The sequence below is a fragment of the Tateyamaria omphalii genome (genome assembly GCF_019802125.1).
In the GTDB taxonomy this organism is placed as follows: Bacteria; Pseudomonadota; Alphaproteobacteria; order Rhodobacterales; family Rhodobacteraceae; genus Tateyamaria; species Tateyamaria omphalii_B.
In genome coordinates this window covers 47,952-73,607 of record NZ_JAHVHT010000009.1, presented here as the reverse complement: position 1 = coordinate 73,607, position 25,656 = coordinate 47,952, and the positions used below count along the sequence as shown (strand labels likewise).

At 64.1% G+C, this 25,656-nt stretch carries 35 protein-coding genes; 14 read left to right on the top strand and 21 right to left on the bottom strand.

Translation table 11 applies throughout. The annotated features are described in order from the left end of the window. A partial coding sequence (locus tag KUV51_RS21765; RefSeq protein WP_222523572.1) for an AAA family ATPase occupies positions 1–655 on the bottom strand: 655 nt, incomplete at its 3' end. Between the two features lie 274 nt (positions 656–929). On the opposite strand from KUV51_RS21765, the gene KUV51_RS21760 reads away from it, so the two are divergent. The 6 genes from KUV51_RS21760 to KUV51_RS21735 are packed head-to-tail and all read left to right on the top strand — an operon-like array spanning position 930 to position 4,172. Then, positions 930–1,355, top strand: coding sequence for a hypothetical protein (locus KUV51_RS21760; RefSeq protein ID WP_261386003.1), 426 nt, complete (start codon positions 930–932; stop codon positions 1,353–1,355). Then, the gene (locus KUV51_RS21755) at positions 1,355–2,008 is read left to right on the top strand and encodes a MotA/TolQ/ExbB proton channel family protein (protein WP_222523566.1); all 654 of its coding nucleotides are present in this window, start codon (positions 1,355–1,357) and stop codon (positions 2,006–2,008) included. The genes KUV51_RS21760 and KUV51_RS21755 overlap by 1 nt, the downstream gene beginning before the upstream one ends. A 28-nt stretch (positions 2,009–2,036) precedes the next feature. Next, positions 2,037–2,378: an ExbD/TolR family protein gene (locus KUV51_RS21750; RefSeq protein WP_222523565.1), complete on the top strand. Its 342-nt coding sequence runs from the start codon at positions 2,037–2,039 to the stop codon at positions 2,376–2,378. Next, positions 2,378–2,758, top strand: coding sequence for an ExbD/TolR family protein (locus tag KUV51_RS21745; protein ID WP_222523564.1), 381 nt, complete (start codon positions 2,378–2,380; stop codon positions 2,756–2,758). Before KUV51_RS21750 ends, KUV51_RS21745 begins: the two co-directional genes overlap by 1 nt. Further along, entirely contained in the window at positions 2,755–3,732 is a 978-nt protein-coding gene (locus tag KUV51_RS21740) for a cell envelope integrity protein TolA (protein WP_222523563.1), read from the top strand. Before KUV51_RS21745 ends, KUV51_RS21740 begins: the two co-directional genes overlap by 4 nt. A 5-nt stretch (positions 3,733–3,737) precedes the next feature. Beyond that, positions 3,738–4,172: a hypothetical protein gene (locus KUV51_RS21735; RefSeq protein WP_222523562.1), complete on the top strand. Its 435-nt coding sequence runs from the start codon at positions 3,738–3,740 to the stop codon at positions 4,170–4,172. Here the strand turns inward: KUV51_RS21735 and KUV51_RS21730 are convergent. Genes KUV51_RS21730 through KUV51_RS21715 form a run of 4 tightly spaced genes read right to left on the bottom strand, consistent with a single transcriptional unit; the run spans position 4,169 to position 8,077 of the window. Then, positions 4,169–4,489, bottom strand: a complete 321-nt coding sequence (locus KUV51_RS21730; protein ID WP_222523561.1) for an antibiotic biosynthesis monooxygenase family protein — start codon at positions 4,487–4,489, stop codon at positions 4,169–4,171. The two genes, KUV51_RS21735 and KUV51_RS21730, sit on opposite strands and share 4 nt — an antisense overlap. A gap of 18 nt (positions 4,490–4,507) precedes the next feature. Beyond that, entirely contained in the window at positions 4,508–5,581 is a 1,074-nt protein-coding gene (locus tag KUV51_RS21725; protein ID WP_222523560.1) for a DUF1513 domain-containing protein, read from the bottom strand. After that, positions 5,581–6,552, bottom strand: a complete 972-nt coding sequence (locus KUV51_RS21720) for an imelysin family protein (protein WP_222523559.1) — start codon at positions 6,550–6,552, stop codon at positions 5,581–5,583. The genes KUV51_RS21725 and KUV51_RS21720 overlap by 1 nt, the downstream gene beginning before the upstream one ends. Before the next feature lies 1 nt (position 6,553). Next, positions 6,554–8,077, bottom strand: coding sequence for a di-heme oxidoredictase family protein (locus tag KUV51_RS21715; protein ID WP_222523558.1), 1,524 nt, complete (start codon positions 8,075–8,077; stop codon positions 6,554–6,556). A gap of 36 nt (positions 8,078–8,113) precedes the next feature. Here KUV51_RS21715 and KUV51_RS21710 point away from each other — a divergent pair, with 36 nt between their 5' ends. Both KUV51_RS21710 and KUV51_RS21705 read left to right on the top strand, forming a co-directional pair. Further along, on the top strand, positions 8,114–8,581 hold the full coding sequence (locus tag KUV51_RS21710; protein ID WP_222523557.1) for a hypothetical protein: 468 nt from the start codon (positions 8,114–8,116) through the stop codon (positions 8,579–8,581). 108 nt (positions 8,582–8,689) lie between these two features. Beyond that, positions 8,690–9,160 (top strand): Dps family protein, encoded by a 471-nt coding sequence (locus KUV51_RS21705; protein WP_222523556.1) that lies wholly within the window; start codon positions 8,690–8,692, stop codon positions 9,158–9,160. Positions 9,161–9,308: 148 nt separating this feature from the next. Here KUV51_RS21705 and KUV51_RS21700 read toward each other — a convergent pair whose 3' ends face one another. The 12 genes from KUV51_RS21700 to KUV51_RS21645 form a co-directional block, all read right to left on the bottom strand. Continuing rightward, the gene (locus tag KUV51_RS21700) at positions 9,309–9,725 is read right to left on the bottom strand and encodes a hypothetical protein (protein ID WP_222523555.1); all 417 of its coding nucleotides are present in this window, start codon (positions 9,723–9,725) and stop codon (positions 9,309–9,311) included. 9 nt (positions 9,726–9,734) lie between these two features. Then, the gene (locus KUV51_RS21695; RefSeq protein ID WP_222523554.1) at positions 9,735–9,992 is read right to left on the bottom strand and encodes a DUF1289 domain-containing protein; all 258 of its coding nucleotides are present in this window, start codon (positions 9,990–9,992) and stop codon (positions 9,735–9,737) included. Between the two features lie 161 nt (positions 9,993–10,153). Continuing rightward, entirely contained in the window at positions 10,154–11,413 is a 1,260-nt protein-coding gene (locus tag KUV51_RS21690) for an imelysin family protein (protein ID WP_222523553.1), read from the bottom strand. 37 nt (positions 11,414–11,450) lie between these two features. Then, a complete protein-coding gene (locus KUV51_RS21685) occupies positions 11,451–11,933 on the bottom strand; it encodes a hypothetical protein (RefSeq protein WP_222523552.1) in 483 nt (160 codons plus the stop codon). Beyond that, entirely contained in the window at positions 11,930–12,103 is a 174-nt protein-coding gene (gene hemP / locus KUV51_RS21680) for a hemin uptake protein HemP (protein WP_222523551.1), read from the bottom strand. Before hemP ends, KUV51_RS21685 begins: the two co-directional genes overlap by 4 nt. After that, positions 12,100–12,252 (bottom strand): hypothetical protein, encoded by a 153-nt coding sequence (locus KUV51_RS21675; RefSeq protein WP_222523550.1) that lies wholly within the window; start codon positions 12,250–12,252, stop codon positions 12,100–12,102. Before KUV51_RS21675 ends, hemP begins: the two co-directional genes overlap by 4 nt. A gap of 174 nt (positions 12,253–12,426) precedes the next feature. Further along, positions 12,427–13,446, bottom strand: a complete 1,020-nt coding sequence (locus KUV51_RS21670; RefSeq protein WP_222523549.1) for an extracellular solute-binding protein — start codon at positions 13,444–13,446, stop codon at positions 12,427–12,429. A gap of 371 nt (positions 13,447–13,817) precedes the next feature. Then, on the bottom strand, positions 13,818–14,276 hold the full coding sequence (locus tag KUV51_RS21665) for an Rrf2 family transcriptional regulator (RefSeq protein WP_222523548.1): 459 nt from the start codon (positions 14,274–14,276) through the stop codon (positions 13,818–13,820). A 36-nt stretch (positions 14,277–14,312) separates the two neighbouring features. Then, positions 14,313–15,107 (bottom strand): heme ABC transporter ATP-binding protein, encoded by a 795-nt coding sequence (locus tag KUV51_RS21660; RefSeq protein ID WP_222523547.1) that lies wholly within the window; start codon positions 15,105–15,107, stop codon positions 14,313–14,315. Continuing rightward, positions 15,104–16,162 (bottom strand): FecCD family ABC transporter permease, encoded by a 1,059-nt coding sequence (locus KUV51_RS21655; protein ID WP_222523546.1) that lies wholly within the window; start codon positions 16,160–16,162, stop codon positions 15,104–15,106. The genes KUV51_RS21660 and KUV51_RS21655 overlap by 4 nt, the downstream gene beginning before the upstream one ends. Positions 16,163–16,166: 4 nt before the next feature. Continuing rightward, on the bottom strand, positions 16,167–17,015 hold the full coding sequence (locus KUV51_RS21650) for a hemin ABC transporter substrate-binding protein (RefSeq protein ID WP_222523570.1): 849 nt from the start codon (positions 17,013–17,015) through the stop codon (positions 16,167–16,169). Then, positions 17,015–18,055: a hemin-degrading factor gene (locus tag KUV51_RS21645; protein WP_222523545.1), complete on the bottom strand. Its 1,041-nt coding sequence runs from the start codon at positions 18,053–18,055 to the stop codon at positions 17,015–17,017. Before KUV51_RS21645 ends, KUV51_RS21650 begins: the two co-directional genes overlap by 1 nt. On the opposite strand from KUV51_RS21645, the gene KUV51_RS21640 reads away from it, so the two are divergent. Beyond that, entirely contained in the window at positions 18,046–18,204 is a 159-nt protein-coding gene (locus KUV51_RS21640; protein WP_222523544.1) for a hypothetical protein, read from the top strand. The genes KUV51_RS21645 and KUV51_RS21640 overlap by 10 nt on opposite strands. On the opposite strand, the gene KUV51_RS21635 is transcribed toward KUV51_RS21640, so the two are convergent. Further along, a complete protein-coding gene (locus KUV51_RS21635) occupies positions 18,194–19,222 on the bottom strand; it encodes an L-idonate 5-dehydrogenase (RefSeq protein ID WP_222523543.1) in 1,029 nt (342 codons plus the stop codon). The two genes, KUV51_RS21640 and KUV51_RS21635, sit on opposite strands and share 11 nt — an antisense overlap. A gap of 11 nt (positions 19,223–19,233) precedes the next feature. Beyond that, positions 19,234–20,181, bottom strand: coding sequence for a 2-hydroxyacid dehydrogenase (locus KUV51_RS21630; RefSeq protein WP_222523542.1), 948 nt, complete (start codon positions 20,179–20,181; stop codon positions 19,234–19,236). A gap of 94 nt (positions 20,182–20,275) precedes the next feature. On the opposite strand from KUV51_RS21630, the gene KUV51_RS21625 reads away from it, so the two are divergent. The 5 genes from KUV51_RS21625 to KUV51_RS21605 are packed head-to-tail and all read left to right on the top strand — an operon-like array spanning position 20,276 to position 23,752. Beyond that, positions 20,276–21,031 carry an SDR family oxidoreductase gene (locus KUV51_RS21625; protein ID WP_222523541.1) on the top strand — a complete coding sequence of 252 codons (756 nt, stop codon included), beginning with the start codon at positions 20,276–20,278 and terminating at the stop codon, positions 21,029–21,031. After that, the gene (locus tag KUV51_RS21620) at positions 21,031–21,531 is read left to right on the top strand and encodes a gluconokinase (protein ID WP_222523540.1); all 501 of its coding nucleotides are present in this window, start codon (positions 21,031–21,033) and stop codon (positions 21,529–21,531) included. Before KUV51_RS21625 ends, KUV51_RS21620 begins: the two co-directional genes overlap by 1 nt. After that, positions 21,528–22,415: an NAD(P)-dependent oxidoreductase gene (locus KUV51_RS21615; RefSeq protein ID WP_222523539.1), complete on the top strand. Its 888-nt coding sequence runs from the start codon at positions 21,528–21,530 to the stop codon at positions 22,413–22,415. Before KUV51_RS21620 ends, KUV51_RS21615 begins: the two co-directional genes overlap by 4 nt. After that, the gene (locus KUV51_RS21610; RefSeq protein ID WP_222523538.1) at positions 22,412–22,744 is read left to right on the top strand and encodes a putative quinol monooxygenase; all 333 of its coding nucleotides are present in this window, start codon (positions 22,412–22,414) and stop codon (positions 22,742–22,744) included. The genes KUV51_RS21615 and KUV51_RS21610 overlap by 4 nt, the downstream gene beginning before the upstream one ends. A 3-nt stretch (positions 22,745–22,747) precedes the next feature. Then, positions 22,748–23,752 (top strand): LacI family DNA-binding transcriptional regulator, encoded by a 1,005-nt coding sequence (locus KUV51_RS21605; protein WP_261386002.1) that lies wholly within the window; start codon positions 22,748–22,750, stop codon positions 23,750–23,752. On the opposite strand, the gene KUV51_RS21600 is transcribed toward KUV51_RS21605, so the two are convergent. Continuing rightward, positions 23,753–24,118: a VOC family protein gene (locus KUV51_RS21600; protein ID WP_315898860.1), complete on the bottom strand. Its 366-nt coding sequence runs from the start codon at positions 24,116–24,118 to the stop codon at positions 23,753–23,755. A gap of 469 nt (positions 24,119–24,587) precedes the next feature. Then, positions 24,588–25,631, bottom strand: coding sequence for a LacI family DNA-binding transcriptional regulator (locus KUV51_RS21595; RefSeq protein WP_222523536.1), 1,044 nt, complete (start codon positions 25,629–25,631; stop codon positions 24,588–24,590). Between the last annotated feature and the right edge of the window lie 25 nt (positions 25,632–25,656).

Genomic DNA, 25,656 nt, shown 5'->3' with positions numbered 1-25,656 from the left:
GCGCGCGGGGGGTGTCATGTTCAAACTCCATCAGTTCCAGGTTGCCCGGGATCAGGTCGAGACCGGGAATATAGGTCTTGCGGATGACCGAACTGATCGGGGCCGGATCGTCATAGCGGATCGCATCATAGAGCGTGCCGCCCTCTGGCAGATCGTATTCTGGCTGAACGCCGTGCAGGGCCGACAGGGACGCCTGTGGGTCAAGGTCGATGGCAAGAACGCGGTAGCCCTTGAGCGCGAGACGCTGTGCGAGGTGGGCTGCCGTAGTGGTTTTGCCCGAACCGCCCTTGAAATTCATCACGCCGATGATCTGCATTTCGTCCCCGTCGCGGCGTCCGGGCAGGTATTCACCGGGGCGACGGGCGGTCGTCTCTAAAGTATGTCTTAGAGACTGTATGTCGGCTGCCGAATAGAGGCGACGGTTGCCCGATGTGACCTCGGGCGAGGGGCCGCGCCCTTCGAGATGCAGTTTGCGCAGGTAGCTGTCGCCGACGCCCAGGAGTGTCGCTGCCTCACCGCTGGTGAATTTGCGCATTTCCTTGGCCGCGTCGGGGGGAAACAGGCTTTCGCGTTGGGCATGAAGTTGGGTCGCCAGCCATTCGGAGTGTTGCCGAATGACGGAATTGAGGTCATTTTGAGTGCGCGTGCCGTCCATCTGCCCCGGCTCCTCTGCCACCTGCCTGTATTTTCCGGTCACGCTTTTCACCGTTTGACCGTCTTTTTCCGTGACTATTGGCTGACTTGCGGGATTCGTGCAAGACTTATCTACATCTGGCGGTTGCGCGAAAGGCCGCCACAAGAGCCCGCGCGGCTTTGTCCTAGTCTTTCTATCAAGTATTGCGCGGACCCCAAAGACGTGTTTGTAAGGGTGCCAACGGGTCCCCAGCCGCTTTGCCAGGTCATCCCACTCTTGAATGAAGGAGCTTGGCATGGGGACGACATTTGTGCGTCTGGCGGCCCTGGCGATGATCGCGACAGGGGCTGCGGCGCAAGAGGTCGATCTGACCGGCAAGATCGCCATTGAGTTGAACACGGTGCGTGATGGTGACAGCGCCTGCACGCTGACCTTCATGGTCACGAACGGGCATGAAACAGCCATCGATCAGCTTGTCTACGAAACCGTGCTCTTTGATGCGGCGGGGCAGGTGGACCGGCTGACCCTGTTCGATTTCGGCGCATTGCCCGTGGGCCGTCCGCGTGTGCGCCAATTTGCGGTGCCGGATGTGGGCTGTGACGGTCTGGGCCGGGTGCTGTTCAACGGGTTGCATACATGTGCGGCAGAGGGGCTGGAGGCGGGCGCCTGTGCTGCGGGTCTGGTGCCGTCGAGCCGTGTCGAGATCGAGGTGCTGGGCTGATGGTGGACCTTGTTCTTGGGCATTTGCGGGCGGTTCTGGACCTTGGCGGACCGGTTGTTCTGGTGCTGATGGCCGTGTCTGTCGTGACGCTGGCCGTGATCCTGTACAAGCTGTGGCAGTTTTCGGCGGCGCATGTGGGCCGTCATGCGGCCGTGCGCACGGCTGTGGCCGCGTGGGATACGGGGGATCGTGCCGGTGCGCGCGAGGCTTTGGGCACGTCGCGGAGTTACCTGGCCGGTGTGGTCGAGGCCGGGTTTGACGGGTTGGGCCGGGACCGGTTGCAGGCCATGGCCGAGGACCGGTTTTCGCGCCTGGAGCGGGGGTTTCGCTTTCTGGAAACGGTGGCGCAGTTGGCGCCATTGCTGGGTCTGTTTGGCACCGTTCTGGGCATGATCGAAGCGTTTCAGGCCCTGCAGGCGGCAGGGGCGCAGGTGGATCCGTCGATCCTGGCGGGGGGCATTTGGGTGGCTTTGTTGACGACTGCCGTGGGGTTGGCCGTGGCGATGCCGACAGCGCTCGTGTTGGCGTGGTTCGAAGGGCGGATGGACGCCGAGCGTGTGGCTGCGGACGGCTTTGTCCTGACCGTCGTGGCGCCGGTGGGGCGGGTTGAAAGTCATTCGTTAGAGACTGATATGGTGCCTGCCGGTGGCTAGGGCGCGGGTTGTACGGCGGCGGGTGTCGATGACATCGCTGATCGATGTGATCTTTCTACTGCTGCTCTTTTTCATGCTGACCTCAACCTTTTCGACCTTTGCCGAGGTGGAGTTGACGGCGGGAGGTGTCGGGCAGGGGGCTGCGCCCGCAGACGTGCCGCCGCTGTTCCTGCGGGTGGCCGAGGATGCGGTGGCGTTGAACGGTTCGAACGTGCCGCTGGACGCGCTGGCGGAAGCGATGAGCGGAGACGCGGAGCAGCCCGTTATCGTGAGCTTGCAGGACGGGGTGACGGCGCAGCGGTTGACCGATTTGCTCGTCGTCTTGCGGGCCGTACCCGGCTTGCAGATCACCGTGTTGGGGCAGGGCTGATGCGGGCGCGCAGGCAGACACGGGAGCCGACGATTGCACTGATCAACGTCGTGTTCCTGATGCTGGTCTTTTTCATGGTGGCGGGGACCCTCGCGCCGCCGCTGGAGCGGGATCTGGCGCTGGTGCGGACCGATGATCTGGAGGGACGCGCACCGCCAGACGCGCTGGTGGTCCATGCGGACGGGCAAATGGCCTATCGCGGTGCCACGCAGGCGGATGCAGAGAGCTATCTGGCCGGACTGGAACCGGAGGCGCGGGAGGAGGTCCGGATTGTGCCGGATCGGGATTTGCCTGCCGCCGATCTGGTCGCCCTCGGCCGCGCACTGCGTCGCGCTGGCGCGGGCCGTGTGATCATCGTGACCGAGCGGGCGCTGCAATGAGGCTGGGGTCGCGCCGTGTTGCTGCCGTTGCCTTTGGGCTGGCAGCGGCCTTGCATCTGGGCGGTGTGATGGGGTTGGACCTGACCGAAGATGTTTTGATCGAAGGCGGACAAGTGGGTGCCGCGGAAGCATCCTTGGGCGATGGGTTTGCCGATCTCGCGCAAGGAACGTTGTCCGGGGTCGAGGCGACGGAAATGACAGAGCCGGTGCCGGTGGAAGACATGGCCGAACAGGTTCCGCCACCGGAAGCGAGCCAGCAACCGGTCGCGCCTGAAGGGGTGACGGCAGTGCAACCCCCGGACGATACGATGCAGCCTGATCCCGCTCTGTCAGTGACCGATATGGCGCCTGTGCCGCAGCCGACGCTTCGGGTTGTACCCCGTGCCACCGATCAGCCCAACGCGCCTGTCCCGCCCACAGAGCAGGCGATTGCGCCGCCGCCCGATACCCTGACGGCCGAGGAGCCCGACCAGATGGAGGTCACTCAATCCCTGCGCCCGCAAGTGCGCAGCCGGGAGTTCGAGGAGCGCAACAAACCCGATGACCCGCCACCGGCGCCGCAGGAGACCACGCGAACGGCAACGCGCACGCAAGCCGTGCCGTCCCAGCGCGGCAATCAGGCCCAGACCAATGCGCGGGCCGGGCAAACGGACGGCACCGCAGCCGCGCCTGCACAGCGCGCCACGGGGCAGGGGGCCACGCAGGCGGGCAATGCAGCGGCGTCGAATTACCCCGGGCAAGTCATGCGCCGTATCCAGCGCGTGCGCCGACCGCGCGTGAGCGCGCAAGGAGCGGCCACGGTCGCCTTTCGCGTGGCGTCGAACGGGGGTTTGAGCACGGTGTCGGTTGCCCGCAGCTCAGGCTCTGCCGAGTTGGACCGCGCGGCCATGCAGGTGATCCAGAGGGCGGCTCCGTTCCCCGCCCCGCCGCAGGGGGCGCGGCGGTCCTTTTCCATCCAGATTCAGGGACGGTGAGACCGATGGGGACCCGCAGCACCGGCAAGGACAGCGCATTGCACATGGTGCAGTATCTGTGCGGGATGTTTGTTCTGCTGTCCTGCGCGCTTGCCACCGCGCTGGTTCTGCGGCCCGCTGAAGAGCTTGTCCGGCCGCTGGCCTGCAGTGATGTTGCGCTTTACCCCGTCGAACGGCTGGCCGCGCGTGGCGATGTGGGCGCGATGGCCTATCTGGGCACGCGCCTGGCCGAGGATCGCTGTGATGTTCAGGCGCAGGCGCGTGGTGTTGCCTATCTGGAGCAGGCGGCGGATGCTGGCGATGTTGCGGCAAGCCGTGTTCTGGCTGCGCACGAGATGCGGGCCGCGTCGCCGGTGCCGACCTGTGCGGCGCTTCTGGTGATGATGATGCCGGGGGTCGATGATGCGCATCAAATCCCCGGCGCGTGCAATGGCCTCTAGTCAGCCGAGATTTCCTGAATGACTGAGAACCCTTCGAATTTCGGCGCGCCCTCGTGCAGCTTGGCGGTGCTGCCCGCGTCCTTGTGGGCTGCCCGGAAGGCGTCGGACCGGGTCCAGGCGCGAAAGGCGTCTTCGGACGCCCAGACGGTGTGAGAGGCGTAGAGCCGTGTGCCGTCTTCGTCCTCCGGCCCCTTGAGCATCTGGAACTCGACGAAGCCGTCCATGGTTTTCAGATGGCTGTCGCGGCCGAGCCAGAGCGCTTCGAACGCCTCGGCGTTCCGGGCGGCGACGGTGAAGCGGTTCATGGCGATGTACATGGTGTGATCCTTTTGCTGTCAGGTGAGTGCAACGAGGTGGTTGTCGAAGGCAAGCGGATGCGTGGCGCGGTGGTTGAGCGTGTCGCCCGTGAGGCTGTGCACCCGGCCCAGCCCGTCCGTGACAAGGCATGCACCGTCGGGTGCGGCGCAGAGGCCGCAGACATCCGTTGCCTTGTGCGCGCCGGTCTGGTGGCCGGTTTCGTCGAATGTGAACGCGAGGTTGCCCCTAGGTGAGGAGGCGGCGTAGCGCCCGTTGCCGAAGGCGCTGACGCTGCCGATATAGCCGTCGAGGCCGAAGAGGGCGGTTTCGTCAATGTGCGCGGGCAGGAGCGTGCCGTTTCCCTTGTACAGAGCCACAAGTGGGGGTGCTGCGAACGGGTCGCCCTGCCATTGGAAGCCGCAGATCACGGTGCCATCGGGGGCGGCGGCGATGTGGCGGAGGGAGTTTTGATGCGTGTCCTGCGGGACGTGGGCGGTGTCGATATGGGTGCCGTCCGGGGCGAGGATTGTGAGATTCGGCTGCATCGTGTCGAGGTTCAGTTTCTCGCGCCCGGTGTCGGGGTGCGTTCTGATCCCGCCGTTGGCGACCGCCAGCGTACCGTTTGGCAGGCGCAGGATCTCGTGCGGGCCGATGCCGCCGGAAGGGATGTCGCCAACGCGCGCGAAGCCTGCGCTGCGGTCCCAGATGCCGATGCGGCCCGCGCCGGTGGCGATGTCGTTTTCCGGGGTGAAGAGCAGAACGCCATCAGAGGAAAACGCCGCGTGGCCGTAGAAATGCCGCCCGTTTGGGCTGGTTAGGGTCTGTTTGACGTCGCCTGTGCCGCAGTCGATGACCTTGGCGAAGGTGCCGGGGCGGCGGGCGATGGCGACTGCTTCGGCCATGTGCGGGTGCGCTGCGGCGGCATGGCCGCGCGCGGGCAGGGGGATTTGGAAAGTGATTTTGCCTGTCGCCGTGAGCCCGACGAGGACGTAGGCGCCGCTGGCGGTCATTGCGGCGCTGAGCGCGATGGGGTTGCCGACATCCGCCCAGCTGAGCGAGGGCGTGAGCGAGGCGGAGGTGAGCCCGGCGAGGAAGGTGCGGCGGGAGGGCATCAGTCGCCGTCGAGGCTGTTGAACCCTGCGGTGATGCCGAGGGGCGTGCCGATTTCGTCGATCACAGCGACCTGTATGGCGCGGACGGATTGTTGCAGCACCTCGACCTTGAACCGTTCGGCGGGGTCGGCGACGCCTTGGAGGGCGGGATCGTCGAGTGCATCCGCGCGGCTGCGGGCTTCTGCGAAGGCTGCCTTCGTCGCTGTCAGGTCCGTGTCGGTCATGCTGGTGGCGAGCGCTTCGAGGGCGGCCAGTTGCAGCTGGATGTGCCGGAGGGACCGCTCCGAGCGCCGTGCTTCGGCCCGGCGGGGGCGCGGGCGGTCGAATGTACCCAAGGGGCGGCCAAGGCGTTGGTCGTGCAGGAATTCGAGGCCGGTGGAGAGGGACGTGTAGAGGGCGCGTTTTGCCTCCAGCGGGGTTTGGAAGCGGGTGTTTCCGTCGTCTCCGGCCGTGGTCATTAAGGTGGCGAAGGCGGGCCATTCAGCCTCGATAGAGCCTGATTTTTGCGCGAGGCCGGTCGCGATGGCCTGGGTCAGGCGGCAGGCGTAGGCGGCATCGGGCTGGTCGTCGTAGAGCATCCGTTCGAGGGCCGTGAAGCCCTGGGCGGCGGCGGAGACATCGGAGAAGGCGCTGGGGTCGTCCACGATGGGATCGGTAGCTGCGGTGAGTCTTGCCAGTGCCTTGCCGGTGCTGTCCTTCGGGTCGGGCCAGAAGGACATGGCGAGGGGAAGCGCCTGATCCTCGATCGGGCCGAACTGGATGTGGCTGATGCTGATCCAGGCGTCGTAGGCGGCGTGGAAGGCGGGGCGGAGTGCTTCGGGCGTGCAGTCGGCTTGGGCCGCGTCTGCGAGTTTGGTGGTTTCTTCGACCAGCGCTGCGTGACCCGGCAGGATGTGGGTGTTGATCGTGCGCTGGATGTCCGCGACGGCGGGTAGCGCGGAGAGGCAGAGGACGGCGAGGGCGAGGCGCATGTCAGAGGCTTTCGAGGAAACGGATCAGGGCGGCGCGGTCGGCGGGGGGCATGTCGATCACGGATTGCTTGTGCGGTTCAGCCTCGCCGCCGTGCCAGAGCACCGCTTCGAGCAGGTTGCGGGCGCGGCCGTCGTGCAGGAAGTAGGTGTGGCCGGAGACCTGTTCGGTCAGCCCGATGCCCCAGAGGGGCGGCGTGCGCCATTCCTGGCCGCCCGCGCGTCCTTCGGGCCGGTTGTCGGCGAGGCCTGGGCCCATGTCGTGGAGCAGGAGGTCGGTGTAGGGCCAGATGAGCTGAAAGCTTTGTTCCGGCTGGCCGTCGAGCCTGTGCGTGACATGTTTGGGTGTATGGCAGGCGATGCAGCCGGTGTTGTAGAAGACCTGTTTGCCGCGCAGGACTTCCGGGTCGTCGATGTTGCGGCGGGCTGGGACGGCGAGGTTGGAGGAGTAGAAGGACACAAGTTCCAGTCCGGCGGTGCCAATCTCGGCGTTGTCGTGGACGGCCGTGTTGCCGTTGGGGGCGGCAAGGCAGGCGGTTTGGGTGTCGGTGCAGTCGCCGTGGCCTGCGGGGTGCAGCGGGGTCGAGATGCCGATGTCGCCCGCGAAGGCGGCGGCGGATTGTTCCCAGACCGAGGGCTTGCCTGCCTTGAGGCCGAAGCGGCCCAGCATGGGGACGCCATATTGGTCCGACATGACGATCTGGGGGCGGCCCGAGATGCCGTCGCCGTCTGCGTCGTCGGGATCCGCCTTGGCCAGAATGTCTGCCGCCGGGATCGCGTCGAGCAGGCCGAGGCCGATCATTTGGGGGGCGACGCGGGCGCTGATCATGGCGCTGTCGTGCAGGGGGCCGTAGCCGAGGTTGGTGAGCGTGGTCGTCGGTTTGCGCAAGCTGGCGGTTTCGCCGCCGGAAAGCGCGATCACTTCCTCGGTGTAGGTGATTTTGATGTCGGCCTCTGCCGCGATGCCGGCGATGGAGAAATCCTGGATCTGGCCGCCGTAGTTGGGGTCGGGCCGGGTGGCGATGTAGTCGGCGATCTGTTCAGGGGCGGCGCCGCCGGGGATGGAGATGCGGACGAGCATGGACGTGGCGCTGTCGTCTGGCCCCTCTGGAGGGTGGCCGCGCCCGTCCTTCAGGTGGCAGCGCTGGCATGAGCGGGCGTTGAAGAGCGGGCCGAGGCCGTCGGAGGCGAGGGTGGAGGCGGGGGAGGACACCCACAGCTTTTTGAAGAGGCCGTTGCCGACTTTGAAATCGAGCTCTTTTTCGAAGCTGATATTGCCGGAGGGCTGGGAAAAGGCGTCGCGCGTGGCGCGGGCACGGACGGTGGCGGCGCCGCCCGGATTGCTTTCGAATTGTTCGGGTTTCGTGAAGTCGGTGGTGGGCGCGACGACCCGTTCGATCCGCTCAGCCTCGGCCGCGGTGCGCGGGATCACGGGTAGGTGCAGATCCGTGAGATCGGCCACAGCGGGTGGCGAAAATGCGAGGATCCCGACAAGGATTGTCGGCGCGGCGGTTGTGATTTTCTTCATAACTTATAAATATACTCAGGAATACGGAATGGCGAGATGATTCCCGCCCGTGACAGCCTTGGAGACTGCGACATGGTGCCCTTGCGATTGGACTTGGCGACAGAGCCGCAGCGCATGCCGCAGGTGCGGCCCGTCTCGGATGCTGCGTTTGCCTTTCTGAACCACCTGCGCTTCATGTCGATGTCCTGCCGATCCAAGCGGCGGGCTGATCTGTTCGAAGCCTGTGCACTGCTTCATGCGACCCGGTCGGCCAGTCAGGAGGCCCATGCCGAGGCGTTGATGCGGTGCCTGGCACAAGCGCTTGGCAAACAGCCGCGCTTGCACGCGCCGGGTACGGTCGAGATGAGCTTTGACGAGACCTGGCTGCTTCAGTTGGGGCAGGCTATCACCACGCAGGATGAGGGCAGCGTTGCCTTTCTCCTGAAGTCGCGTGTGCTGCCGGAACACCGCCGTTTGATCCGGTATCTGGTGGGGCGGATTTCAGAGTATTTTTCTCTGATTTAGAATTATTCTAAAAAGTCCTTGCTAATGCTGTCAGGCTGCCTAATTACTAGAGGGCAAGCCAGCCAGTGTTGTGCCAGCCAGCGTGAAATTTCGATTAGGGAGCTAGGAATGACCCAAACAGCTGTAGCGCTGTCGACCGACTCACGTGCCGCGATTGCCGAGGCGCTGAATCAATCCGTGGCCGAAACTGCCGTGACGACCATGCTGGCGCAGAACTTTCACTGGAACGTCAAGGGTATGGCATTCGGGCCGCTACACGAGCTGTTTCAGAAGATTTACGAAGATCACTTTGTTGCGCAGGACGATCTGGCCGAGCGTATCCGCGCGCTGGATGCCCATGCCGAGGGCACGCTTGCGGGGATGCTGGAGCGGTCGAAGGTCAAGGAACATGACGGGCACGCGACCGATCAGGAGATGATCAAGGCCATGCAGGAGGCGCAGGAGACCCTGGCCGCCACGTTGGCCGGCTGTGGTGAGTTGGCTGCCGAGCATGGCGATACTCTGACCGAGGATCTGTGCATCGCACGTGGTCAGGAGCATGAGAAGTTCGCCTGGTTCCTGCGGGCGCATCTGGCCTGAGCCGCGCCCAGCGAGAGGCATAGGAAGCCACCCAGACACCCGAGCCACCGTAGAGGCAGCCAGGTATCCAGGCAGCGACCCACGCAGAGGTCAAGCCACGTTGCGGACAGCGGCGGTTGGCTTGACCTTTTTTCGTTTCAGCCCCCTGTCAGTTCAGCGCTGTGGCCGAGGAAAAGGGGGCGGTGAGTGTCATGCGGTCGACGCAGACCGCTTTGTCCTCGAACGCGTTGTCGATGCGGCAGGCGCCGATCACCATTTGGTAGCTTTCGACTTGTGTTTCGTTGGCCGAGCAGGGGGCGTTGGGTGTTTCGAATGTGGCGGAGGCTGACGCGCCGGGGGCGATGTTCATAAACGACGCGCCCTTGGACCGGCCCACCTGTTCGTCGCCGATGTGGTTCAGGAAGAAGGCGTTGATTTCCGTCAGGGTCGTGTCGCTGTTGTTCGTCAGCGCAACCGTGATCGTACAGTAGTAGTCACGCTTGCCGATCTCGGTCAGTTCGAGGCTGTAGTCCGCGAGGGCCGGGGTGGCCGCAAGGGCGCAGAGGGCGATCAGGGGGAGGCGCATATCAACTCCTCAGGCCGCGTCGCGCACTTCGGCGATGGGTTTCACTTTCTTCTTCAGGCATTTGCGCAGGTATTGCGGCGCCCAGTGGCGGTATTTGCCAAGCCGTGACTGTTGACCGATCAGCATCTGGACAAACGCCTCGCGGTGCTTGTCTTTCTTCAGGTCCTTGAACATCGACTTCTGCACCTTGGTCATCGAGCAGCCGATACAGTGGCCTTCGCGCTTGAACTTGCAGACGTCGATGCAGGGGCTTGGGGTCTTGGCCATGTGAAACCTCGCTGGTTTGGATATAGCTGGGTCTTTTGGTCAGGAATTGCAATGCGCGCACCGGATCGTGGCTGGCCGCCGGTGCGCGCAGACGCCGCCCGGGGAGGCGGCGGGTGCGCGGCGCGTCTTTGGGAACGGACCTGCCGCGCACGGGGAAACGGTTACTGGAAGACCGCATCGGGGTTGTCGAGGCTGTCGGACCCTTCGAATTCGATGGCGTCGACGCCGAGCACAGCAACCGCCCGTTCGATGGAGCGTGTCTGGTCCACCAGCGCGTCGACCGCGCCCATGATCAGCGCCTCGCCCGCATCGTTGCCGCGTTCGAGCATCATGTCATAGGCGAACCCGGCCTCCGCTGCGGTTTTCATTTCGGACATTTCCAGCATCGTGGTGTCGAGCTTGGCTTTCAGTTCCGTGTCCACGCCTGCATCTGCGGCGGCCACCAGCGACGACAGGCTGTCGCCCGACACGATGGTGCCGTCGATCCGCGTGTAGCTGCCGAGGTAGACGTTGCGGATGCCGAGGGCGTCGTAGAAGTGGCTGTTGTGCGTGTTGTCGGAGAAGCAGTCGTGCTCTTCTTCGGGGTCGTTCAGCAGCACTCCAAGCCGCATCCGTTCGCCCGCCTGTTCGCCGTAGGACAGGGATCCCATGCCGGTGAGGATCGCGCTGATCCCTGCGTTTTCGTCTGCGGTAAGTTGGGCGCGGGCGTCCCCGCCGTCCTGCCATTGTGCCACCATCCATTCCAGATCGGACACCAGCAGCTCCGTTGCTGCTGTCAGATATTGGGCACGGCGGTCGCAGTTCCCGCCGGTGCAGGCGTCGTCCTGGGCGTAGTCCGTCCAGGGCCGTGCGCCTGCCCCCGCGCCGTGGCCGTTCAGATCCTGGCCCCAGAGCAGAAATTCGATGGCGTGGTAGCCGGTGGCGACGTTGGATTCCACGCCGTCGGCCTCGTGCAGCGCCCCTTCGAGCAGGTCGGGCGTGATGGTCGAGGCGTCGATGGTGTTGCCCGAGAGCGTGAAGGATGGATTCGCGATCACGTTCAGCACGGCATATTCGTTTTCATCCGTGGCGCCGCCATAGGAGGGATCCACGTAGTCGATCAGCCCCTCGTCCAGCGGCCAGGCGTTTACCTTGCCCTCCCAGTCGTCGACGATGGCGTTGCCGAAGCGGTAGACCTCGGATTGTTGGTAGGGGACGCGGGAGATGATCCAGGCCGCCTTGGCCGCTTCGAGCGCCTCGGCGGAGGGCGTTTCGGTGAGCGTGTTCACCGCATCGAGCAGGGCCTGCGCCGTGGTCAGGCTGTCGGTGTATTTGGCCAGCGCGATGTCGGCGTAGTTGTCCAGAACGGCTGCCTTGTCCGCGAGTACGGGGGTGGCTGCCAGCAGCACTGTCCCGAGTGCCGTTGTCCGTGTCAGTTTCATAGGTAACGTCCCCTTTGGGTTTTTGTTCTGACTTTGGTTAGTGCAGACGCACCACGTTCGGCGCGGCTGCGGGTGAAAGCGGTTCTGTCTTTTTGTTGTGAATGCTGCGCATGGTGCTGCCGACCTCACCCGCCATCAGTGCGATATGTTCGGCATGGGCGGGACCGGTGAGCAGGGTGGCGATCAGGGCGGCGTCATTCAGGTGCCCGTCGGACGCTGTGCGCACCAGGTGGACAAAGACGCATTCATCCGAGCCCACGCAATTGCAGCCGACCGCGTGCCGGATCAGGGGGCGCGGGGCGGTGCACAGGATCTTGCGCGTCAGACGTTGGAATGTGGCCCAGGCGCGTTCGGCTTCGGCGGCGGGGAGGGCGTTGAGGTAATCCTCGCGCGCGTGGTGCTGGCCGGTTGGCCCTTCGCACCAGAGGCGCAGGTTCAGGACGAGGTTCGCCTCCCATGCCTCCATCCGGTTGAGCACGGCAACGGTGGCCCCGCCGCGGGCGTGGTGAGGCGCTGTCATTTCGTCAGGATCAGTTTGCCCGCGCGGGTGATGCGCAGGTAGTAGACTTGGCCGTCGAGGACGATGGAGGCTTGCACCCCGTCCTTGATCAGATCACGCGCATCGTAGGTATCCATTTGCTGCGGATCCGGTGCAGCGGTTGTGTTCGGGACTTGTGTCATCGCGTTCATGCCGCCCGCTCCAGATGATCGAGCATACGTTCCAGGCAGTGATCGTTCGAGTAGTGCCCGTCGACGGCCCCCTGCAGCAGTTCCTGACAGCAGGGTTTGTCGCAGCAGGCGCGGGTGCGCGGGCGTTGGTCCTTGTCTCGTCTCACCATGTCTCACCTCCAGTTGGTGTCACCGGCGTCCGGGCTGCCCGTTCAGGGGTGGCTGAGACTCATTGCAGATATGTTGATTGTTTTTGTCGGGATCGTCAATCCTGACTAATACAGTAAGAAAAGAAAAAGGCGCGGTGGGATGCCGCGCCTTCCAGATTTTGGGCAGAGGTTTGCTTACTCCCAGCCGACCTCGTTAAAGATTTTCTGGGCCGCGGGCACGTTCTTGGCCACTTCGGTGAGGTCCACAGCGTCGGGGCGGAAGAGACCCAGAGCGGCGACAGAGGGGCTGAGGCCCACACCTGGCACAGCGGGGTACTCATCGTTGCCGGCAGAGAAGTATTCCTGCGCCTGATCGCTGGCCAGGTACTCCATGAACAGGATCGCGTTGTCGCGGTTCGGTGCGTTGGCAGCAACGCCGCCGCCCGACAGGTTCATGTGCGCGCCTTCGGCGTTCTGGGCGGGGAAGATCCAGCCGATGTTCTCGCGTGCGTCGGCGGGCAGGCCGTCGACCTCTTTGCGGATGGCGCGGGCGAAGTAGTAGGTGTTCGAGATCGAGATGTCGCATTCACCCGACACGAGACCACGCAGCTGGTCGGTGTCACCGCCCTGGGGCGCGCGGGCAAAGTTGTTCACGAGGCCCTGGGCCCATTCCTTGGCCGTGTCTTCACCGTGGTTTTCGATGATCGCCGACAGCAGGGTCTGGGAATAGACGTTGGACGAGGAGCGGTGGCAGACCATGCCTTCGTATGCGGGGTCGGCGAGGTCCACGTAGCTGGTGGGCGGGTTTTCTACGTCGGTCTTGTCGTAGAAGATGATCCGGGCGCGTTGGCTGAAGCCGAACCACTGGTTGTCGCCGTCTTGCAGGGCGGCGGGAATGCGGGCTTCGAGCACGTCGCTTTCGATGGATTGCAGAACGCCTGCTTCCTTGGCCCGTTCGAGGCGCGAGGTGTCGACCGTCAACAGGATGTCGGCGGGGGAGTTGGCGCCCTCGGCCGTCATCCTTTGGATGAGTTCGTCGGCGTTGCCTTCGATCCGGTTGATGGTGATGCCGGTGGCGTCGGTGAAGTCGGAATAAAGCCGCTCGTCGGTGTCGTAGTGGCGCGACGAGTAGAGGTTCAGTTCGCCCTCGGCCACGGCTGTGGTGGCGGTGATCGCTGCGACGGCGAGGGTGACGAAACACGTTCTGGTGGTCATGGAAATACTCCCTGTTTCCATTGATCTAAATCCTACAGAAATAGTCAATTACAGGCTTCTGCCGCTAAGGCAAGCCTTTCTGAGCGAAATTGTCGGGAATCGATTGCAGAATCCCGACTTTTTCTGTCATGTTTCTGTCACCCAGCCTCAGCAACCGCTGTTTGCCCGGCAGAGTGTCCTTAGACGACCCGTGTCAAGGAGTGCTGGTTTGTATCTTCATCCGGTGACGTACAGATGGTTGCGCCTTTGGCTTCGGAGGGCGTGCGCTGGCGTGCGGCCCGAAGCGCTGCGCGTGATGACGCATCCGATGGACGCTTATGCCCATCGTCCGCCGCGGTCGCCAGCGCGGCGGCGTGATGCGTGATGCGTGATCAGGCGTCTTCGACTTCGAACAATGCGGGGATGGCGGGGCAGGGGACGAGCGTGTTGCCGATCACATCCGCCAGCGTCGTCTTGTGCAGGAAAACGTAGACATGCGCGCTTAGCCCCTCCCACAAACGGTTGGACAGCGACTGCGCCTGCGTTCCTGACGATCCGCCCTTGGCCCCGGCGCCTGTGCGCATGGCATCGACGGATTCGTCGACGGCGCTCAGCACCTCGTCAATGCGGATGTCTTGCGGGGCGCGTGCCAGCCGATAGCCGCCGCTGGGCCCGCGGATCGACAGCACCAGTCCGTGCCGCCGCAGTTTGGCAAAGAGCTGTTCGAGGTAAGGGAGCGAGATGTTTTGCCGTTGGCTGATCTCGGCCATGGAGACGGGGCGGGCATCCTGGTGAAAGGCGAGGTCCACGAGGGCGACCAGTGCATAGCGTCCCTTGGTGCTGAGTTTCATGGTGCGTGTCCTGTGTTTTTCTTGGCTCGTGAGGCGCTATTCGGCGGCATGGGGTGCGGCGCAATGGGGCAGGATGTAGGGGATGGTGTCCGTTGGTGGGGTGTTGACCCTTAGGGTGCAGCCGTAGGCGCGTGACAGCACGTCGTCCGTCATCACGTCTGCGGGGTGTCCTGATGCCAGAAGCTGGCCGTTCGCCATGACCAGCACGTGGTCGGCAAAGAGGGCCGTGAGGTTGAGGTCGTGCATCACCGCAATGACTCCGCCGCCCGCGCGTGCGAAGTTGCGCGCGATGGTCATCACCTGAAGCTGGTGCGCGATGTCGAGGCTGGAGACGGGTTCGTCCAGCATCAGCCAGCGCGGGCCGTCTGCCGTGCCCGGCGACCATACCTGCGCCAGCACGCGGGCCAGTTGCACGCGCTGTTGTTCACCGCCCGACAGTTCCTGGTAGTAGCGGTTGGCGTAGCCTGCGAGGCCGACGCGGGCGAGGGCGGCTTCGGCGCGGTGGTGGTGTTCGGCGTCGAGACCGGAGGTCAGCCCGATCCGCACGACCTCGATGGCGTGGAAGGGGAAGGCGAGGCTGGAAGCCTGGGGCAGCACACCGCGCAGGCCCGCCAGTTCCCATGGCTGGGCGGTGGCGACGTCGGTGCCGTTGAGGGTGATCTGGCCGGTGTAGGGCAGGTCGCCGCAGATCGCCTTGATCAGGGTCGATTTGCCGGAGCCGTTGGGGCCGACGATGGCGGTGAGCGCGCCGGGAACTGCGTCGGCGTCGAGGTTTTTGATCACCGTTTTGGGGCCGTAGCGGACCGTGAGGTTGCGTACCACGAGCGTCACAGGTCGACCATTCCGCGCTGTCGGAGCAGGATCCAGAGGAAGACGGGGGCGCCCAGCACTGCGGTGACGATGCCGATGGGCAGTTCGGCGGGCGCGATGATCACCCTTGCGATGACGTCTGCGAGGACCAGCAGCAGCGCACCGAGGAGGGCGGCGTTGATCAGGAGTGGTCTGTGGTCGGGGCCGGTGCCGAGCCGGAGGAGGTGGGGGACCACGATGCCGATGAAGCCGATGGCACCCGAGACGGCGACGGCTGCTCCGGTGGCTGCGGCGACGGTGAGGATCGCCAGCCCTTTGACCCGTTGGACGTTGAGGCCGATATGTGCGGCGGTGGCTTCGCCGAGGGCCAGACCGTTGAGGCCGCGCCCGAGTGTGCAGGCGGCGATGAGGGCGAGGGCGATGATAGGGCCTGCGGCCACGACCTTGGCCCAGCTTGCGCCGCCGAGGGAGCCGAGGCCCCAGAAGGTGAGGTCGCGCAGTTGCCGGTCGTCGGACATGTAGACGAGGATGCCGGAGAGCGCGCCCGCGAGTGCGCCGAGGGCGATGCCCGCGAGGAGCATCGTGGCGACGGAGGTGCGGCCGCGCCGGGTCGAGACGCGGTAGAGGAGGATTGTGCTGGCCCAGCCGCCGAAGAAGGCGGCGATAGGCACCAGTTGGTCGCCTGCGATGCGGGAGAGCCAGAGCGGTGCTAGGCCTGCCAGCACGATGGCCGTGATGGCGCCAAGGCCCGCGCCCGCGCTGACGCCGACGAGGCCCGGATCGGCGAGCGGGTTGCGGAAGAGGCCCTGCATGACGGCGCCGCCGACCGCGAGGGCGCTGCCCACGAGCAGACCGAGGATGAGGCGGGGCATGCGGATGTCCCAGAGGACGATGGCTTCCATCCGCGTGAGGGCTTCGCCGGTGGCGAGTTTCCAGAGGGCTGGGCCGAAGGAGACTTCTGTGGCGCCGACCGTGAGGCTGAAGAGGCTGACGACGATCAGGGCCAGTGCGAGCCAGCCGTGCAGGATGCGCGCCCGTGCGACGCGGCTTTGTGGCAGGTGATCGGCCAGTGCCATGGGCTCAGGCGGGGTAGAGTGCGCGGTTGAGGGCGGTGACCGCCCCCGCCGTGCGCGGGCCGAAGCCGAGGAGGAACAGGCCGTCCATGCGGACCACGGACCTATTCTGCGCCGCGGGGGTGGCTTGCAGGGCGGGGAGGCTGAACAGCTCTTCGTCGGTCGAGGCGTGGTCGCCGCTGCGGTCCATCATCAGGATGACATCAGGGGCGGCGGCGCTTGCTGCTTCGTCCGACAGTGGCTTGTATCCTTCGAAGGCGGAGATGGCGTTGGTGCCTCCTGCCATGCCGATGATGCCGTCGGCCCCTGTGCCGGTGCCGGAGGCCATAATGCGGCCCCCTTGGGTCGAGAGGATGAACATGACGCGCTTCGGGGTGCCGTTGGTTTCGCTTGCCCGTGTGAGGGCGGTGTCCAATGCCGCTGCGGTTTGGTCGGCGAGGGCCTGGGCTGCGTCGGGGACGTCGAGGGCCGCGCCGACGGCGGTGATTTTGGCGGTGATGGCTTGGGGATCATAGCCCTCGGGCACCTCGACATAGTCGATGGAGGCGGCGCGAAGGATGTCGATCACCTCGGGCGGGCCGGCGCCTTCTGCTGAGATGATGAGGGAGGGGGCGAAGGACAGGACCCCTTCGGCAGACAGGCGGCGCATGTAGCCGACGTCCGGCAGCGCCTGCGCCTCGGGCGGGTAGGTGGAGGTGGCGTCGCGGGCGAGCAGGCGGTGTTGCTGGCCCAAGGCATAGATGATCTCGGTCACGTCGCCGCCGATGGCGATGGTGTCTTGTGTTGCGGCAAGTACGCGGGTGGGCTGCGTTGCGGCGAGGGCCAGCGACAGGGCGATGAAGTCGCGGCGCTCCATCACGCGGCGACCCCGTCGAGGTCGGCCACGATGGCGCGGAAGGCCGGGCGGCTGTCGCGACCCTCCTTCGGTACGCCAAAGACCTGGAAGATCAGCGCGCCGTCAGCATCAAACGCTTCGACCGAGGTTGCGGTGCCGCGCTGCGTGGGCTTGTCCACGGCCCAGACCTCGGCCACGTGATCGCGGCGCAGGTGGAGGTTGAAGCGGGGGTCCATGACGTTCTGCCATGGGCCCATGGGTTTGAGCGTGTGCAGCGCACCGGTATGGATCTGGATGCAGCCGCGGTTGCCGACGAAGAGCATCACCTCGGTTTCCGTGCGTTGCAGATCGGTGAGCAGCGTGTCGATGGCAGAGGGAGCGAGCGACCGGGCAAAGGGGGCACCGGCGGCGCGGTAGGCGCCGAGGCGGTTCATCTTGAGCTTGGACACGAGCCGGAGGAATTGGTGCGTGTCGGTCATGCGCTGCCATTCCTTGCGCAGGATGTCGATTTTGTCCTCGGCGATCTTAGGGGCTTCGGGCGGTTGACGGTCGGCGAAATTGGCGTCCGGCGATTGGTCGTCGGTGGCCAGCTTCTTCGTCAGGTCGGCAAAGGCTGCGTGGTTCGATCCGTCGCGCAGGATGATCTTGTGCACCGCATCGCCTGCGGCATCGAAGACCTGGAGGCTGCGCCGCGTGCCTGCGTCGCTTTCGCGTTCGACGAGGAAGGCATGCTGCCAGTGGCTGGGGAAGATGCGCAGGTCGATGTCTTCGGTCAGGATCATCGCGGCGTGGTGGCCGGGGTGGTAGTTGTCGTAAGTCCCGATCTTCTCGTGCACGCAGGAGGCGTTGCGGGTCAGTGCCATGACCTCACCCAGTTGCTGGGCGGCGTCCATGACCACGTCGGGATGCGCGTCGATGCGGGTGACGCCGTGGCCGCAATATGCGGCGACGAGCGCGCCCTCGCTGATGCCGTTTTGTTCGGCAAAGTCGCGATCGCGGAGGTCGGGTTTATCCGCGCGGCGGGCGCGGATGGTTTCGGCGGAAATGTGAGATGCAGACACGCGACCAGATCCTGATGCTAAACAAGGGCAAGGGATGGCTGGGCCGGGTGGCTTGGCTGTGTTCTGTGATTTCCGATAAAAATAGTAGACTTTATGGGCAAGGACAAGCGGCGATGCGTTTTGCACCGCCGCAGGTCATCAGAACGTGATGTTGACCTTGACCGCTTGTGACCGGTCGCCTGCCAGTTCGAACGCTTCGACTGCTGCGTCGACGCCGATGGCGTGGGTGATGAGCGGGGTCACATCGAGCCGACCTGTGCGCATCATTTCCACGGCGGTGAAGAATTCGGCGTGGAAGCGGAAGGAGCCTTTGAGCTGCAGTTCCTTGGCCGTCATCGCCTGCATGGGCAGGGTCATGTCCCCGCCGAGGCCCAGTTGCATGATGGTGGCGCTGGGGCGCAGGGCCGGGACGGCGGAGGCGAGGGCAGAGGCGACGCCGGAGCATTCGAAGAGCACGTCGAAGTGGCCCTTGTCCACTTCAAAACGGCTGAGGCCGTCGGGGGTTTGGGCGACGTTGATCGTGTTATCAGCGCCGACGTCACGGGCTTTGCCCAGCGTGAAGTCCGAGATGTCGGTGGCGGCGATGTCAACCGCACCAGCCGCCCGCGCGACGAGGACGGCGAGCAGGCCGATGGGGCCGCAGCCGGTGACCAGCACGCGCTTGCCCATGAGGTCGCCCGCTTGCTTGGCGGCGTGCAGGACGACGGAGAGGGGTTCGGCCATGGCGGCCTCGCCCGCGCTCAGATCACCCGCAGGGGCGCATTGGGCGGCGTCGGCGACTATGTATTCGCGGAATGCGCCCTGGATGTGCGGGAAGGGCATGGCGGAGCCGTAGAACCGCATGTTGAGGCAGTGGTTTTGTTTACCTTCGAGGCAGTATTTGCACTGACCGCAGGGGCGGGAGGGCGACACCGCGACAAGCGCGCCTGTGTCGAGGTCCGTGACGCCATCACCCACGGCTTCGATATGGCCCGCCACTTCGTGCCCGAGGATCATCGGTTCCTTCAATTGGATCGGGCCGAAACCGCCGTGATTGTAGTAATGCAGGTCCGAGCCGCAGATGCCGCCCGCGGCCATCCTGACCAGCACCTGCCCTGGGCCGGGCGTGGGCATGTCGCGGGTTTCGACCCGCAGGTCCTTGGCCGCGTGGGCAACGATGACTTTCATGGGGTGGCCTTTCACAGAACGGGGGTCAGCAGGGCGTCGCCTGCGAAGTGGGCGGTCAGGTTGTCGCGCAGAAGCTGGCCCATGGCCTTGCGTGTCTCGATTGTACCCGAGGCGTGGTGCGGCTGCACCAGCACATTGTCGAGGTCGAGAAAGCGCGGGTCGAGCGCGGGTTCTTTTTCAAATACGTCAAGGGCTGCGGAGCCGAGTGCGCCAGATTGCAGGGCGTCAATCAGCGCGTCTTCGTCGATGTTGGAAGCGCGGGAGATGTTGATGATCATGCCGTGTGGGCCGACTGCTTCGATGATGTCGCGGTTCACGATGTGCCGTGTCTCGGCCGAGGCGGCGAGCGTGACAAAGAGGAAGTCGGCGTGTTCAGCCAGTGCCAGCGGGTTGTCGAGGAAGGTCCAGTCGGGGGCGTAGTCCTTGGCCGCGATGTCGGAATAGGCGATGTCCATGCCGAAGCCCGCGAGCCGTTTGCCCACTTCGAAGCCGATGCGGCCGAGGCCGAGGATGCCCGCCTTGCGTCCGAAGACGCGGCGCTTGAGCGGGTAGAGCCCCTTGGCCGCCCATGAGCCGTCGCGCACCCAGCTTTCCGCCCCAACCATGCCGCGGGACTGGCAGAGCATCATGGCGACGCCGAGGTCGGCGACGTCTTCGGTCAGCACGTCGGGCGTGTTGGTGACGCGGATGTTGCGCGGTTTGCAGGCGTCGAGATCTACGCCGTCGTAGCCCACGCCATAGACTGAGATGAGTTCGAGCGATGGGCAGGCCGCGATCATGTCGGCATCGGCGCCAAGTTCTCCGCGTGTGGCGATGGCGCGCACGTTGGGGCCGTGTTCGGCGAGGAAAGCGGGGGCGTCGGATGCTTCGAACAGGCGTTTGACGTCAAAGGCGGCGTCCAGCGGGTCCTGATCCCAATCTGGATAAGGGCCGACTTGGAGAACGATGGGTTTGGTCATTGCGATTCCTCGTTGACACGCGATGTTATCGGTATCATGTTATCGATAACAATTCGGCGGGCGTCAATCCCGTCCTCAAAATTCGGAGTGTCGCATGTCTGACCTTTTCTCGCTTTCGGGCCGTCGCGCCTTGATCACCGGATCGTCGCAAGGGATCGGCTTTGCCTTGGCCAAAGGGCTGGCGGAGGCCGGGGCGGAGATCGTGTTGAACGGGCGCGATGAGGGCAAGCTGGCGACGGCGGCAGAGGCGTTGGGCGGCAACGTGCATACGCTGGCCTTTGATGCGACGGACCATGATGCAGTGCGGGCTGCGGTGGACGGATTCGAGGCGGACAAAGGCGCGATCGATATCCTGATCAACAACGCCGGGATGCAGCACCGGACGGAGTTGGAGAATTTCCCCGCTGATGCGTTTGAGCGGCTCTTGCAGACAAACATCGCGAGCGTGTTCCATGTGGGGCAGGCCGTGGCGCGGCACATGATCGGGCGCGGTGCGGGCAAGATCATCAACATCGCGTCGGTCCAGACGGCGTTGGCCCGGCCGGGCATCGCACCCTACACGGCAACGAAGGGAGCTGTGGCGAACCTGACCAAAGGGATGGCGACGGATTGGGCCAAGCATGGCTTGCAGTGTAATGCGATTGCGCCTGGCTATTTTGACACGCCACTGAACGCAGCCCTTGTGGCGGATTCTGAGTTTTCGGCTTGGCTGGAGAAACGCACGCCTGCGGGCCGCTGGGGAAAGGTCGAGGAGCTGGTGGGCGCCGCCGTCTTCCTGTCCTCGCCCGCGTCGAGCTTTGTCAACGGTCACACGCTGTTCGTGGACGGCGGCATCACGGCGTCGCTCTGATGCGGTGCTATGTGCTGATGGGCGTGTCGGGCTGCGGGAAGTCGTCCGTGGGGACGGCCTTGCAGGTGATGTGCGACATGGCGTTCGTGGATGGCGATGACCTGCATCCGCAGGAGAACATCGACAAGATGGCGCAGGGCGTGCCGCTGGATGACGAGGACCGCGCGCCGTGGCTGGCCGATGTGGGGCGGATGCTGGCGCGGCACGAGGGCGCCATCGCCATTGGCTGCTCGGCCCTGAAGAAGAAGTATCGCGACTGGATTCGCGAACATGTGGATGAGCCGGTGCACTTTATTCATCTGGATGCGCCGCGTGATGTGCTGGCAAAGCGGGTCGCGCATCGGCCCGGGCATTTTATGCCTGCCTCCCTGCTCGACAGCCAGTTCGCGACCTTGGAGCGGCTGGGCGATGACGAATGGGGTGGAGAGATCGACATCGCGCGGCCCTTTGAACAGGTGATCGCGCAGTCGGAAGATTACGTACGGGGGACGATGATATGAGTGAGAAGATTGCCCTGATCGGGGCGGGGGCCATGGGCGGCGCTATTGGCGAACGGCTTTTGGCGACCGGGAATTCCCTGAACGTTTTTGATCTGGACAAGGCGCGGGTGGACGCGCTGGTCGAGAAGGGGGCGGTTGCGGCTGTCTCTGCTGCCGAAGCGTCGAAGGACGTGGACTTTGTGATCACCAGCCTGAACGCGTCGCGCATCGTGGGCCTTGCGGCCTTTGGCAAGGATGGGATCGCAGACGGGGCCAAGCCCGGGACCTTGATCATCGATATGTCGTCGATCGAGCCGGATGCGACGCGGAAATTTGCGAAGATGGCCGTTGAGCGTGAGCTGGCCTGGGTCGACAGCCCGTTGTCAGGTGGGGCGCCCAAGGCGCTGATTGGCGAGTTGACCCTTATGGCGGGTGGCGAGGCCAAGGACGTGGAGCACGCCCACGTGGCGCTGAAGCATGTGGCGGCGAACTACACGCATATGGGGCCATCCGGTGCCGGGCAAACCACCAAGCTGATCAATCAGGTGCTGTGCGGTCTGGGCTTCATGGCTGTGGCGGAGGCCACGCAGCTTGCGCTAGACGCGGGCGTGGATGCGGAGAAAATCCCGCAGGCGCTGAAAGGGGGCCGGGCGGATTCGGCTCTGCTGCAGGAGTATCTGCCGCGTTTCGCGACCAAGGATTACCGACGCACGGGACGGATCGACAATATGGTCAAGGATTTGAATATGGTGAACGATCTGGCGCGGCAGACCGGCACGTCGATGCCCATGACCGCGCTCTGCGCCGAAATTCACCGGATGCTGACGGCCGCCGGACTCGGCGGAGAAGATCAGGCCGCGCTGATGGAGTTTTTCCAAGGTGCGAAAGAGGAGATAGAGACATGATCACACGCTTTGCCCTGTTCGAAGGGTCGGTGAAACCGGGCCAGACCGATGCCTTTCGCGCGGCTGTGCTGGAGCGGTTGGTGCCCTTGTGGAGGCAGTTTCCCGGCAACACGGATGTGCGCGTGATGTTCAGTGATGACCGGGATGAAGGCGCGCCCGAGTTTCCGCTGATCCTCGCCATCACCTACCCGGATGAGGCGGCGATGGAGAGTGCTTTGGACAGCCCTTTCCGCGCGCAGTCGCGCGATGTGACGGGCGAGATCGTGGCCGAGCATTTTGACGGGCGCATTCATCACCACGTCACGCAGCTCAACGAGTTCAAGGCGTAAGCCATGGGTGCGCGTGTCACCATGCGGGACGTGGCGCAGGCGGTGGGCATGTCGCCCATGACCGTCAGCCGCGCCCTCCGCGATGACCGGACGGTCAATGCCAAGACGCGCGCGCGGGTGCGGCAGGTGGCGGACGATCTGGGCTATGTCTACGACAGCACGGCGCAGGCCTTTCGCACGCAAAAGAGCGGGTTTGTCGCCGTGACCTTGCCGTCGGTGAACAATGCGAATTTTGCCGAAACCTTTAGGGCTTTGACCAATGGGTTGGGCGAGGCGGGGCTGCAGCTGCTTTTGGGCAGCACGAATTATCGGGTTGAGCGGGAGGAGGAGTTGGTGCGCCAGCTTTTGACTCGCAACCCCGAGGCGCTGGTGCTGACCGGCGGGCATCATACCGACGAGATGCGCAGGTTGGTACAGGCCCGCGACCTGCCGGTGATCGAGATGTGGGACCTGCCCGAGGATCCGTTGGGCCATGTAGTTGGCTTCTCAAACAGCGATGCGATGGCGCATATCGTGGATCACCTGGTGGCGACGGGGCGGCGCAAGCTGGCCTTTGTCGGGGCGTCAGAAGGTGCCGACATGCGCGGCGCGGTACGCCGGGCTGGCGTGGTCGCGGCAGCCCGGGCGCATGGCCTGCCCGAGGTTGCTATGATCGATGCCGGGCCCGCGCCCGTGTCCATGCGCCACGGCGCTGCAGTGATCGAGGCGATGGGGCGGGACGTGGCGCAATACGATGCGCTTGTCTGCGTTTCGGATCCGGTGGCGTTTGGCTGTTTGAGTTCCGCGCAGCGGATGGGTCTGCGTGTGCCCGACGATCTTGCGATCACCGGCTTTGGTCACTTTGAGGTGGCGAAAGTATCGAACCCGCGGATCACGACCGTGAATGTGCAGGCCGAGGATATCGGGCGGCAGGTTGTGGCTCTGTTGCAGGGGATTTTTGACGGTGCAGTCGATGATCCGGTGCGGGTTGATGTGGGTTCGGCGCTGGTAGTCGGCGAGACGAGCTAGCTAGGCAGATATCACTTCTAGCAGTTCAATGCGGTTTCCAAACGGATCATCGACGTAGATGCGCTGGATGTCTGGCAAGTCTATGTCAGTGCGATAAGCGATACCGGCATTGATGAGATGCTGAATCGTTTCATCCAAGGATTTCACTCTGAAACCAGGGTGTGCCTTTTTTGCCGGTGAGAATGGCTGCTCCACGCCAAGATGTAGCTGCACGCCGTTGCTCTCGAACCAAACACCACCGCGTTTGCGTAGGGTGTCGGGTTTGTCGACTTCCGAAAAGCCCAAGACATTCACGTAGAAAGCGCGCGCGTCATTTTCGCGGCCATTCGGCATGGCGAGTTGGATGTGATGCAGGTCTTCGATCACAAGAAGACTCCGGGCGACAGTTCTGCATACTATTGTATACATCCTTTTGTGTCGCAGCGCTACCGTCTGAGATGTGATGGCCGAGGAACTTCGGAGGCGGGTTGTGGGCCTGCACGGAATAGCGTGGGATCGGTGTGGGGCGAACGGAGTTGGCCAAACGGCATGAGGATCATTTGCGCAAATGCGCGGTCAAAACCGACCGTGATCTAAATCAGGTACCGCAAAACAAGAAATACGACCAAAGCCAAGAGTGGCAAATACACGAAACGTGACGGACCGACTGTCCACCACGGGCCACTTCGCCAACCTTCTCCAGATTTGGGCCACCACTGCATGAAATACTCCAATTTCCAGCAAAGGTGTTGCCGCTGAACGTGCACGGCTCAACCTTTTTCCATATCTTTGCGCGAAACGGCGGTGCGGCGCCTATTTTTTGGATTGGTCTTGCAGGAAATTGGCTGTAGCGCCCCTAAACCCCGCTGTTCCGCACCGTAGACCCTGGGATCAAACGAAACCCGATGTCGGTGCATGTCGGCACCGGCTCGTCCGTGAGCCGCCCCATCATCATCTCGGCGGCCTTTTGGCCCAGTTTCAGGTGCGACACGTGGCAGGAAGTGAGCCGCCGGTTCATCACGGATGCAATCGGCAAGTCGCCCCAGCCTGCGATGCCGATGTCATCGGGTACGCTCAACCCCTTTGACGCGCAGTATTGCAGACCGCCAAAGGCCATGGCGTCGTTCTGGTAGAAGATGCATTCGATGTTCCGGGTCGCAGCGAGCAGTTGTTCGGTGCCGTAAAAGCCAGGATAGTAAGTCGCCGTGTCGTGCAGGCAGAGCTGTTTGACCACCGCGCCGCCGGCCCCTTCGACCGCCTTGCAAAAGCCGTTCAGCCGCTCGGTCGCGGCGTTGGCGGTGTCGTGGGAGGTGCCCACATAGCCAATGTTCTGATAGCCCAGAGAGGTCAGGTAGCGGCCCATGTCAAAGCCGCTGTCGAAGTGGTTGATGCCGACGCTCATGTCGAGAGGCGCGGCATTCAGATCCCAGATTTCGACGACCGGGATCCCAGCGTTTCGCAGCATGTCGGTGGCACGGGGCGAGTGGTATCGACCGGTCAGGATGAGGCCCGCGGGTTGCCACGACAGCACCGTCCTGATCCAGTTCTCTTCCTCTTGCTGGGTGTGCTGGGTAAGGCCCAATACGGACTGGTATCCAAAGGTCCCGAGCTTGCGGTCGATGCCTTCCAGGACCTGCGCGAACACCTCATTCCCGAGGTCCGGGATCGACACGCCGATGAAGGTCGAGCTCTGGTCACCGGCGAAAACCGTCGCCAAACGATTCGGTAGGTAGCCAAGGGCGTCCACCTGCTCCATCACCTTGACGCGGGTGTTTTCCGAATATCCGCCTTCGCCCCGCAAAACACGGCTTGCGGTCATCTTTGAGACACCAGCGGCGCGGGCCACCTGAGACAGGCTTACCTTATTGTTTTTATTTGCTTTATCCACGCTCACAGCCATTTCACGTTACGGGTAACTTAAGCCT